The following is an 11,543-nucleotide window of genomic DNA, read 5'->3' on the forward strand; positions in this document are numbered from 1 at the left end:
TAATCAAAGATACTTTGCACTGAGCCGCAGCAGCTCTTCCTGATTTGTTTCCTTCGTATTGACAATGCCGGACAGATGGCCGTTGCTCATGACGCCGATCCGGTTTGTGATACCAAGAATTTCAGGCATTTCCGAAGAAACAACGATAATTGTCTTGCCCTGCTTTGCCATCTGAATAATCAGTTCATAGATTTCATACTTGGCGCCGACATCAATGCCGCGGGTAGGCTCATCCATCATGAATACATTCGGATTTCTCTCCAGCCATTTGCCGAAGATCACTTTCTGCTGGTTGCCGCCGGAAAGAGAGGCTATGCTGTCTTCCGGTCCCATGCATTTGGTATGCATGATCTTGATTTCCTTGGCTGTTGCCTTGACCATCTTCTGATCAGAAAGAGCAATGCCATTCTTATAGTGATCCAGATTGGCAATGCACGTATTGAAGGTCAGATCACCCTTGAGGAAAAGACCATTTGCCTTACGTTCCTCTGTAATCATGGCAAAGCCATGATCCATTGCCTCACGCGGACTGTTGAAATTGCACAGCCTGCCGTTGTAGTACACACGGCCGCTAGCTCTGGTCCGGGCCCCAAAGATCGTCTCCAGAAGTTCTGTACGGCCGGCACCAACCAGACCATACAGACCGAAGATCTCACCCTTGCGGACATCGAAGCTGATATCCTGCAGATGAGGCGCATATTTCGTCGAAAGATGCTGAATCGAAAGAATCGGCTTCTCGGGTGTATTGTTGACTGGTGGGAACCGATTGTCGAGCGAACGGCCAACCATGGCTGCAATCAGTTCATTCAGGTTTGTATCCGCGGTTGCTCTGGTCATGACCATCTTGCCATCACGCAATACTGACACCTCATCGCAAATCTCGAAGATTTCATCCATCTTGTGAGAAATATAGATGAGAGAAATGCCCTGGTCGCGAAGCTTGCGCATCATGCTGAACAGCTTGCGGACTTCCGGCTCTGTCAGAGATGAAGTCGGCTCATCCAGAACAATCAACTTGGAATGGTAGGAGATTGCCTTGGCGATCTCACACATCTGCCTTGCCGATACACTCATCGTCCGCATAGGCGCTGTCAGATTGACTGTCAGGCCAAGGCTGCGGAAGAGATCCGCTGCTTCCCTGCGCATTCTGCCTTCATCAACAACCCCAAGTGAGTTGGTTGGATAACGGCCCAGGAACAGGTTGTCTACAACACTTCTTTCCAAAGCCTGGTTCAGTTCCTGATGGACCATGGCAATGCCATTTTCCAATGCGTCTTTCGGCCCTGAGAAGCTGACTTCTTTCCCATCCAGATAGATCGTTCCTTCATCTTTCTGGTAAGTTCCGAACAGACACTTCATCATCGTCGACTTTCCGGCACCATTTTCTCCCATCAGACCCATGATAGTTCCGCGCTTCACATCCAGGTCAATGTGATCGAGAACTCTGTTTCGTCCGAAGGTCTTGCACATGCCTCTGATCGACAGAATATTGTCTTTCTTTTCTTCGCTCATGCACGATTCCCCTTTTCAATTGGCGGACTGGTTTACGTCATGCCGTAAACTATTCCATAAATAAGAGAAAGGGCTGCAGGGAAACTCTTTCCCAAGCTGCCCTTTCAAAACTGCATTCAGATCAATCCTTCGATCAGGAAAGCAATGATGTATAGGAAGCTGCGTTATCCGTCTTCACCATATTGATGGCGAATGCATCATACTGATCCGGGTTGCCAAGTCTGTTGGTGATGTTGGACTCTGTCTGGCCATCGCCGCCGATATATTCAACATCAAGATTCAGCAGATCATCATACTTCTCAAGAAGCGGCTGATATGTAGAACTCAGGAAGTTATCGGAAGCGTTATAGATGTCAAGCCAAACCTTCTTGCTCGGAGACTTGGAAGAATCCAGCTGGTTGGAAACCGGCTTGTAAACGACTGTGGAATCCAGGAAGTCCTTGTAGTTGTCAGCTGTAACAGCGAGGTTCAGAGCATAGAAGCTTCTCTCATCTGCGTTGTATTCATAGTCTTCGCCTTCAACCAGAACGTTGCCGGCATCATCAGCAGTGGAAATACCTGTGTTGATATCAACGCCATCCAGAGCATTTCTCAGAACTCTCAGAGTCAGATAAGCCTGTACGTCAGCATGCTGGGAAATTGTTCCTGCATAGCCGTCAGCGATAGCTGCAACTGCATCAGAGTTTGCATCGTAGCCGAATGTCGGAACCTTGTTGTCCTTGGACCATGCATTGAACATTGCCATGCCCATGCCATCATTATTGGAGACAACCAGATCAATCTGATCGCCGAAGGAAGAAGACCATGTACCGATCGCATTTCCGGCTGTAGCTGCATCCCATGTTGCACCGGCAGAGTTCTTCATTTCCTGAGAAGCGAGCTCTCTGATCTTGAATGTCTTGCCGCCGGCATCAATAGTGCCATCCTGTACAACTGTGGAAGAGCCATCTGTATTTGTGCCGCACGGTTCAGAGTTCAGATCATCGCCGTCTTTGACACCTGTGCCAAGAGCCTTGCGGACACCCCTTGTACGGGCAATGGAGTCATTGTGTCCGATATCACCAATTGCCAGAACATAGCCGATGATGCCATCGCCGTTTCTGTCAATTTCATCCGCATGCTTTGTGATGTAATCAACTACCATCTGGCCCTGTAGCTCAGCACCCTGCTTGGCGTCGAAGCCAACATAGTAAGTGTCCTTGTTCCAGTTCAGAGCAGTCATGTCAAGCTCACCAGTGGAGCTGTTGGACGGCTGGCGGTTGAACCAGCAGACCGGCTTGTCAGCGTTGGCACCGGAAGACTTGCTGCCGGCATCTGCAGTTGAAGCTGCTGTGGACGAGCCGCCGCAGCCAGCCAGCAGGCCAGCCGACATAGCAACCGTCGTGAAAATGCTTAATGCTTTTTTCTTGTTCACAATTATTTCCCTCCTTGTGAATTTTTTGAGGTCTCCCTCAACACACCAATACTTTAGCAAGCGCTTTCATTTTTCAACATAGAATTTTTTTTGATGAATTATTAAAGATTTTTCATCGTTTTTTCACAATTCACGTTCTGTCGCAATCTTTCCGTAAGGGCATACAAATGACTTTTTCCATAATATAATGGAATCATTCGAGGCTGTTATGAGTAAATATAAAGTAATGCTTGTTGACGATGAAAAGGATGTCATGGATATGATCTGTGCGCGGATTGACTGGAATGCCTGCGGGCTGGACAGTCCCGTTTATGCCGCCAATGGTCTGGAAGCACTGGAGCTTGCAGAACAGGTTCACCCGGACATCGTCATGACTGATATCAAGATGCCCTATATGGATGGTCTGGAACTGAGCCGGCAGCTGAAGCAGCTCTATCCAAATATCCGCATCATCATCCTGTCAGGTTTTGATGAGTTTGAGTATGCAAAGGAAGCTGTTTCTCTCAATGCGGAAGAATATCTGCTCAAGCCGATTGATGCCATTCAGCTGCAGCAGGTATTTACGCGCATTAAAAATGCGCTGGATAAAGAAATCAGTGAACGGCAGAATCAGCAGATGCTGGAAAACTATTATCGCCAGTCCCTGCCGGTTCTGCAGGAAAACTTCTTTGCTTCCCTGGTGCAGGGCAGCATACCTCCTGAGGAATATGAAAAGTACCTGCATGACTACCAGATTTCCATGCCCGGTCCCTTCTATGCCTGCGCCGTACTGTATACAAGCACCAACCACGTTCCCAAAGGCATGGACTACATGCTTCTGTTCATGAGTGTCCGCAAGCTTGCAGAAGAAAAGATCAGCAGCAAGTGGAAGCCATACTATTTCAATTACCTTTCCCATCTGTGCATGGTGATCTCTCTGCAGAAAAAGGAAGACATCACGGAGTTCACAGATGAACTGGACCGTTTCTGCCGGCTTGCCCACAGCATGGTCAATGCTGTTGTTACTGCCGGCATCGGTCAGGTATGCGCTTCTCCTGCTGAAATCTCAGCCTCCTATGCAGGTGCCCGTCAGGCTGTCTCCTACCGCGTTATTTACGGTTCCTGCCAGGCAATTAACATCACCGAAATTGCACCGAGTGAAAAAGAAGAAGCGACGGATGTCAGCGATGCGGATCTGCGCGAATTGATCAAGCAGATTTCACTGGAGGATCCATCCCGCCTCAAAGCTGCCATTGACAAGTACTTCTCTGCCAATGCCGGTATCAGTTCTGTGATCACCTACAATCTGTTTGTCATGGATCTGGTCGGCAGACTCGGCCGCTTTGCCCGCAACAACAATCTGGATCCACAGGAAATCTTTGGCAAGGATTCACTGGACTGGCAGAATCTGCAGTCACGTGATCCCGATACAGTAAAATCATGGACGGTAAATGTATGCCTTGATATGCAGGCAAAGCTTCATGAAAAGCGCTCCTCCTCTACGCGTGACTTTGTAGAAAAGGCCAAAGCCTATGTCAATGAGCACTATATGGACCAGGATCTTTCCCTGAATACCCTGTGCCATGTCCTTGGTGTATCCGGATGCTACTTTTCAACTGTATTCAAGCGTGAAACAAACCAGAGCTTTGTCAGCTATCTGACAGATGTGCGTATGAACAAAGCTGCCGATCTGCTTGTGGAACAGAATGAGAAAGCATATATTGTGGCAACCCAGGTAGGCTATAACGATCCCAATTACTTCTCCTATGTCTTCCGCCGCAAGTTTGGCGTATCGCCAGGCAAATACAAAGCAGGCAGACAATGAAGAGATCCTTGCCCAAACAGCCGCGCTCCATCCGGCTGATCATTCTGGTATCCTACAGTATTGCCTCCATGATGATCGTGGCAATACTTGGTTTCTCTTTTGCCAATATGTTTTCCAAGCGTACCAGGAAGATGCTGACAGAGAACACCAGCAATGTCTCCCGCCAGGAAGTGATCAATATCGAGGCATATCTTGCCAATATGCGTGGTATTGCCAATGCCCTGTATTACGATGTCATCAAGAGTGCAGATCTTGCCAGCAGCGATCTTTCTGAGCGCATCTCGCTGCTGTATGCCGCCAACAGTGATGAAATTGTCTCCATTGCCCTGTTCAAGGAAGATGGAAGCCTTGTCTCATCTGCTCCGGCTGTCCCTTTGAAGCCAGGAGTGGATCCCTCTGAACAGGCATGGTTTACAACCGCTCTGGCTGAAGTTGAGAATGTCCATTTTTCCCAGCCCCATATCCAGAACCTGTTTATATCCAATACGTATTCTTATAACTGGGTGATTTCACTGTCGATGGCCGTTGACCTGAATGAAAACGGAACAGCAAGCCGCGGCGTTCTGCTTGTGGATATGAATTACCAGGATCTGGAACAACTGCTGGAAAGTACCAATCAGGACATGTCCAGCCGCTATACCTACCTTCTCGCCGATACAGGTGTTATGATTTACCATCCCTATCAGTCACAGATTCAGGCAAATCACTATCAGGAGAATACTGGGGATATTCTGAAAGAACAGGATGGCGCCCATCAGGAAATCTTCAACGGCAGCAGGCGCATTATTTACATTGATACTGTTTCCTACACCGGCTGGAAGCTTGTCAGCGTGATTCCCGCCAGTGCTCTGGCCATTGATGCCCGCAGCACCAGATGCCTGATCGTCATGATTCTCTCGCTGACCATTATGATCATGATTCTGATCAACCGTGCTCTGGCCAACCGTGTCTCCGGGCCTTTGATCCGTCTCAATGATGCCATTGCCAATATGGAAGGCGTCCGCAATATTCCTGCCAGTGTATATGCCAACGGCTCCCGTGAAGTACAGGAGCTGGGCAGTACGCTGCACAGCTACATGAATCAGATCAATCGCCTCATGGATGACATGGTCGAAGAGGAAGAGGAAAAGAGGCGCAGTGAGCTTGATGCCCTGCAGGCACAGATTAACCCGCACTTTCTGTACAATACTCTCGACTCCATCGTATGGATGATTGAAGGCGGCAGAAATCAGGAAGCAGTCTACATGATTACCCAGCTGGCTTCATTTTTCCGCATGTCGCTCAACCGCGGCAAAGCAATGATCTCGATCGGAAATGAAATTAAACAGGCACAGTCGTATCTGGCAATTCAGAAGATCCGCTACAAGCAGTCCTTCCAGGATTACTACGAGATCGAAGACGGCATTGAAAACGATATGATCGTCAAGCTTGTCATTCAGCCGATTCTGGAGAATGCCATATATCATGGCATCAAAGAGGCAGAGCAGGATGGTGAGATCCGCATTCATGGCTGGAAAGAGGATCATGATATCTATATTGCGATCTCTGACAATGGGTATGGCATGACTCCGGAAGAAGTGAGGTCGATTCTCGATGAGAAGAAACGGCCTGCTGTAGAAAAACATGGGTCCGGCGTTGGTCTGATCAATGTTGACAAGCGGCTGAGGCTGCGCTTTGGCGAAGGATATGGACTGAAGGTAGAGAGCGAACTGGATGAGGGCACAACCGTTACCATCCATATTCCTGCCATTGAAGCAACCCCTGAGAATCTGGAGCGCTATGAGAATGGAAAGGAAGGTGAGCCTCATGAACCACCGCAAGCTCAATGATTATCTGATCTTCCTGATCTGCGGTGCACTGCTGCTGTGTGCTCTGCTGGCAGGCATCATTGCCAATCTTCCTGAAAACACCACCCAGCCAATTGCCATTTCTGTCATCGTCCCAGATTCCGGCAATGCCAGATGGGCAAATTTCAAAAGCGGCCTGCGGGCTGCTGCCAGGGAATATTCTGTGGATCTCAGCATTGTCAAAACAGATGCTTTTACCGGGAGCCAGCAGGAACAGGATGTGATCCAGCAGGAAATCAGCCAGGGCGCTAAAGGCATCATCACCCAGCTGGCTTCCAGTACCGGCGCAAAGTCTTTTGTTGAGGAAACGGCAAAGACCGTCCCGATCGTTCTTTGTGACAGCGTTGTTTCTGTTAACCAGGACAATGTCAGTGTGTTAAGCATGGAAAATGAGAAAGCTGGGAGTACCCTCGCCATTCAGGCCAGCAGGATGCGGAAAGGAAGTTCTTTTACGGTTGGCATCCTTGCAGGCCGCAGCAATACAGCAAGAGCGAGCCAGCGCGTGCTGGGCGTAATGAATGCACTGGGGGAAAACAGAGGCGTGATTGCATGGCTGCTGTACAGCGATGATACAAGCATCGAAAAACTGCAGTCACTGCAGAGCCAGACCCCTGTGGATATGATCATCGCCCTGGATAATGATGCCCTTGAAACGGCAGTTGACTACTGCCAGCTGGCCATAGAAAATGCCCCTGCCCTGTTTGGCATCGGTGTTTCCGATAAGTGTATTTACTATACAGATGTCGGCACGATCTCAAAGCTGATTGTGGAAGATGAGTACGCTATGGGCTACCAGGCAATTGAGCAGCTTGCCGGCCGTCTGCAGCACCACAGCAGTATGCAGAGTGTCACAATTGACTTCAAAGTCATTACCAAAGACAATATGTTTACCGCGCAGAACCAGGAACTTCTGTTTCCTCTGAAATAGCCTATGAAGAATATAACAATCCTGTGTGCATTGGCCATCGCCCTTTCGGGCTGCAGGGCAATGCCACCAAAAAAGAATTTCAGTATTGGCGTTGCTGTCTATGACAGCAATGATGTTTTTGTCAGTTCTATCTGTGATATGCTTCAGAAAGAAGCAAGCAATGATGGCATTCACGTCTCCGTTGCGGATGCCGCCCGCTCCCAGCTCAATGAAAATGAACAGGTCTCGGATCTGATCGCCGATGGTGCAGACATCCTGTGCATCAACCTGGTAGACAGGTCTGCCACCTCCACGATCATCAATGCGGCAATAGATAAAAATATCCCGGTCATTTTCTTCAACCGTCAGCCGGTAGAAAGTGATCTCAACCGCTGGGAAAAGCTCTATTATGTCGGTGCCGATGCCCAGGAAAGCGGCCGTCTGCAGGGACAGATTGCGGCCAGCTGGCTGCGCAGCCATCCCGAAGCAGACCGCAGTCATGACGGCATCATCCAGTACTACATTCTGGAAGGAGAGCCAGGCCACCAGGATACCATTATCCGTTCAGAGACATCTGTTGACACTTTGAGTGAAGCTGGCATCTCTCTTGAAAAAACAGGCTATGCCATCTGTGACTGGCAGAAAGAAAAAGCACAGGAACAGACAGCCAGCCTGATCGAAAACGGCACATATTTTGAGCTTCTTATCTGCAATAATGACGAAATGGCAGCGGGTGCTGTACAGGCATATCAGGATGCTGGAATTCCTGAAGACCAGCGGCCTGCCATTGTCGGCGTAGATGGCACAGACGACGGCATCAGTCTGGTAAGCAGCGGCGAAATCATCGGTACTGTCTATAACAACTACAAAGATCAGGCAGAAATGATTTACAGACTGGCAGATGCTTTGATGAATCATAAAAATCTGCAGGAATTCAACCTGCAGAATGGTCACAGCTATTTTTCATCCTACCAGAAAATTACAAGTGACAACGTTTCCTCTTTCGGGAATCAATAACACATACGATCATGCCTGATCCCTGTCCGGTGCCTGTTCCATTGGCCTTGGTATCAAATGTGCCACAATGGACTTCCTGTCACGGTGCTTGACATAGAAATAGCCAAACACGCTGAAAACGGCTGCCCCGATCAGATTGACAAACAAGTCAGACATCGTATCAATCAGGCCAATGTCAAGATATCCTTTATCCATCGTATATACCGAGCCGTCTTCCAGGTAGAGCTCGGTTTTTTCTATGCCTTTGACAATGACCGGACTGTTTTTCTTTTCCGGATTCAGGGAGACGCTGGAGATACTGTGCACCCACGTATCTTTCTGCATGTCTGTACGCATCAGGCTGTCTGCAGAGAATTCAATGAACTCCCAGCAGACCCCGATCGTCATCGAAAAGCAGAAAGATACAATGCACAGATACAGCGGAGACAGATTCAGGCGATGACTGTGCTGGTTCAGCAGATCAACAAGAGAAAAGCCGATAGCTGCACACAGGAATCCGTTGATCGTATGCAGAATCGTATCCCAGAAAGGAATGATCGTGTAGAAATTATTAATTTCACCAAGAATTTCAGCAGCATAAATAAACAGATAGATGATAATTTCCAATGCGCCCGGAAGTTCGATTCTGAACCGGGAGGAGATCAGATGCGGCAGTGTAAACAGAATCAGAGACAGAATGCACAGCACAGCATTATTCAGATCACCTTTGGCAAATTCACGTATCAAAGACAGAATGACAAGTCCCCGCAGCACAAAGTATACAATGACAGTTCTGCGGTCTGAATCACCGTATTTCTTTCTGATATAATTGCGGATCTTTCTGAACATATACATTTCCTCTTTTTTAGTTTCAGATATCATAGCAGAAAACAGAAAAAATACGCGCCTGCCCGCATCAAAAGCATCTGATCCTGCTGCTTTGCCTTTAACGCATGTATGAATACCATGTTTGATGGACTTTTATCATCTATGATTCCATTCATGAAGGCAAACCGATATAATGATGTTAACCACGGGGAGGCTTGATCATGAAAATTGAACTCAATCTGGACGGGGACCTTGTCAAAGATCTGCAGGAGGCTGCCGACAGCCGAAGCTGCAGCCTGAATGATTTCATTTCAGCAGCATTGAAAGCAGACCTGCTTCGCTCAGAAGTCTTTCTGAATGAAGTATATACTGCCAGAAAAAAAACAGAATCCCGCTAGAGATTCTGTTTTTCATTGCATTTACTTTTGACTGCCCGTGTAATAGATCACAGATCCCGGGGGTACACTGTGCAGCAGCCACACATTGCCGCCAATGACAGAATGATCGCCAACCACTGTATCACCGCCAAGTATAGTCGCATTGGCATAGATCACAACGTGGCTGCCGATATCCGGGTGGCGTTTTCCACCTTTGACAGGATTGCCGTCCTGATCGAGCTGGAAGCTGCGGGCTCCAATCGTCACGCCCTGATAGAGTTTGACATGTTCCCCGATTCTTGCCGTTTCGCCAATGACGATGCCAGTTCCGTGATCAATGCAGAAATATGCACCGATTGTAGCACCGGGGTTAATATCAATACCGGTTTTTTCATGGGCATATTCTGCCATGACTCTGGGCAGATATGGCACATGCAGTGTATAGAGGACATGGGCAATACGGTAAATCATGACCGCATAGAAGCCCGGATAGCAGAGTATGATCTCTGCTTTGCTTTTGGCAGCAGGATCACCATCATAGATTGCCTGCAGATCACTCATCAGCAGCTTCTTAACCTGAGGCAGCGAAGACATGAAGGCATCCGCAATCGTAGAGGCGTCCACAGAGGGATCGCCGATCCGGTTATTCACAATCCGGATTTCTTTCTCCAGGCATGCCTGCAGTTCTATAAAGGCCTCACTCTGACTCAGATCAGAGAAATGATAATAGCCTGGCAGCAGAATGACCTGTGCTTCCTTCAGAAGATAGACGATCACCTTCCGGTCCGGCAGTCCTGAGGATGCCATCAATGATGGATCACTGATTTCATTCAGTTCTGCCAGAATTTCTGCTGCCTTGCTCATGTGTCCCCCTTGTCGTTCAGTTACTCTGCAAACATGGATGTGGAAAGATAGCGGTCACCGGAATCCGGCAGAATAATGACGATATTCTTACCCGCATTCTCTTCACGCTGTGCCAGCTTGATGGCTGCAGCCACAGCAGCACCGGAAGAAATACCAACCAGCACACCCGTACGGCGGCCAAACTCACCGCCAACCTTTAATGCCTCATCATTGGTGATGCGCACAATCTCATCAATCAGGCTTGTATCCATGACTTCCGGAATAAAGCCGGCACCAATACCCTGAATCTTGTGCGGGCCTGGTTTCTCACCAGAAAGCACTGCCGAAGAATCCGGTTCCACTGCCACAACTTTGACATTCGGATTCTTTTCCTTCAGATACTTTCCTGTACCAGTCAAAGTACCGCCGGTGCCGACACCGGACACCAGGATATCGACCTTGCCATCGGTATCATTCCAGATTTCAGGGCCAGTGGTTGTATAGTGTGCCTTCACATTGGAAGGATTGACAAACTGACCGGCAACCCAGGAACCCGGGATCTCTTTGGACAGTTCATCTGCCTTAGCAATGGCACCCTTCATACCCTTGGCACCTTCGGACAGCACCAGCTCTGCACCATATGCCTTCATCAGCTTGCGGCGCTCCACGGACATGGAATCCGGCATCACAATGATCACCCGGTATCCTCTGGATACACCGACAGCACTCAGGCCAATACCGGTATTGCCAGATGTTGGTTCAATAATTGTACCACCTTTTTTCAGGCGGCCATCCTTTTCTGCATCATCAATCATCTGTCTGGCAATTCTGTCCTTGATGGAGCCTGTCGCATTCAGATACTCCAGCTTGCCCAGCAGCTTTGCCTTCACTCCATACTCTTCTTCAATACCTTTCAGTTCCAGCAACGGCGTATTGCCAATCAGCTGCTCTACGGATGTGTAAATCTTACTCATGTTCTCTTCTCCTTTTCCAAACAAAAACCCGGTGTATCTCT

The 11,543-nt window shown here is 48.5% G+C and carries 10 protein-coding genes; 5 read left to right on the forward strand and 5 right to left on the reverse strand.

What is annotated here, in order from left to right; all coding sequences use genetic code 11:
• Positions 1–3: 3 nt before the first annotated feature.
• Positions 4–1,512 (reverse strand): sugar ABC transporter ATP-binding protein, encoded by a 1,509-nt coding sequence (locus tag DHU66_RS02275; protein ID WP_108774268.1) that lies wholly within the window; start codon positions 1,510–1,512, stop codon positions 4–6.
• A 133-nt stretch (positions 1,513–1,645) separates the two neighbouring features.
• Entirely contained in the window at positions 1,646–2,926 is a 1,281-nt protein-coding gene (locus tag DHU66_RS02280; protein WP_245309329.1) for a substrate-binding domain-containing protein, read from the reverse strand.
• 208 nt (positions 2,927–3,134) lie between these two features.
• On the opposite strand from DHU66_RS02280, the gene DHU66_RS02285 reads away from it, so the two are divergent.
• From DHU66_RS02285 to DHU66_RS02300, 4 genes are read left to right on the forward strand one after another with little or no spacing between them, the layout of a single operon-like run.
• Positions 3,135–4,730 carry a response regulator gene (locus tag DHU66_RS02285; RefSeq protein ID WP_209451715.1) on the forward strand — a complete coding sequence of 532 codons (1,596 nt, stop codon included), beginning with the start codon at positions 3,135–3,137 and terminating at the stop codon, positions 4,728–4,730.
• Positions 4,727–6,559 (forward strand): cache domain-containing sensor histidine kinase, encoded by a 1,833-nt coding sequence (locus DHU66_RS02290; protein ID WP_108774270.1) that lies wholly within the window; start codon positions 4,727–4,729, stop codon positions 6,557–6,559. The genes DHU66_RS02285 and DHU66_RS02290 overlap by 4 nt, the downstream gene beginning before the upstream one ends.
• Complete coding sequence (locus tag DHU66_RS02295; RefSeq protein ID WP_167836218.1) at positions 6,537–7,505, forward strand: substrate-binding domain-containing protein; 969 nt, start codon at positions 6,537–6,539, stop codon at positions 7,503–7,505. The genes DHU66_RS02290 and DHU66_RS02295 overlap by 23 nt, the downstream gene beginning before the upstream one ends.
• A gap of 60 nt (positions 7,506–7,565) precedes the next feature.
• The gene (locus DHU66_RS02300; RefSeq protein WP_167836219.1) at positions 7,566–8,501 is read left to right on the forward strand and encodes a galactose ABC transporter substrate-binding protein; all 936 of its coding nucleotides are present in this window, start codon (positions 7,566–7,568) and stop codon (positions 8,499–8,501) included.
• Positions 8,502–8,510: 9 nt separating this feature from the next.
• Here the strand turns inward: DHU66_RS02300 and DHU66_RS12410 are convergent, their stop codons facing one another.
• Positions 8,511–9,329 (reverse strand): DUF2238 domain-containing protein, encoded by an 819-nt coding sequence (locus DHU66_RS12410; RefSeq protein WP_245309331.1) that lies wholly within the window; start codon positions 9,327–9,329, stop codon positions 8,511–8,513.
• A gap of 200 nt (positions 9,330–9,529) precedes the next feature.
• On the opposite strand from DHU66_RS12410, the gene DHU66_RS12120 reads away from it, so the two are divergent.
• The gene (locus DHU66_RS12120; protein ID WP_167836220.1) at positions 9,530–9,706 is read left to right on the forward strand and encodes a hypothetical protein; all 177 of its coding nucleotides are present in this window, start codon (positions 9,530–9,532) and stop codon (positions 9,704–9,706) included.
• Positions 9,707–9,727: 21 nt separating this feature from the next.
• Here DHU66_RS12120 and epsC read toward each other — a convergent pair whose 3' ends face one another.
• Together epsC and cysK are read right to left on the reverse strand one after the other, a co-directional pair.
• Positions 9,728–10,549 carry a serine O-acetyltransferase EpsC gene (epsC, locus tag DHU66_RS02310; protein WP_108774273.1) on the reverse strand — a complete coding sequence of 274 codons (822 nt, stop codon included), beginning with the start codon at positions 10,547–10,549 and terminating at the stop codon, positions 9,728–9,730.
• 20 nt (positions 10,550–10,569) lie between these two features.
• Positions 10,570–11,502 carry a cysteine synthase A gene (cysK, locus tag DHU66_RS02315; RefSeq protein ID WP_108774274.1) on the reverse strand — a complete coding sequence of 311 codons (933 nt, stop codon included), beginning with the start codon at positions 11,500–11,502 and terminating at the stop codon, positions 10,570–10,572.
• Positions 11,503–11,543 lie beyond the last annotated feature (41 nt).

Origin of the sequence: Lactimicrobium massiliense, from assembly GCF_900343155.1 — a bacterium.
Lineage (GTDB): Bacteria > Bacillota_I > Bacilli_A > Erysipelotrichales > Erysipelotrichaceae > Bulleidia > Bulleidia massiliensis.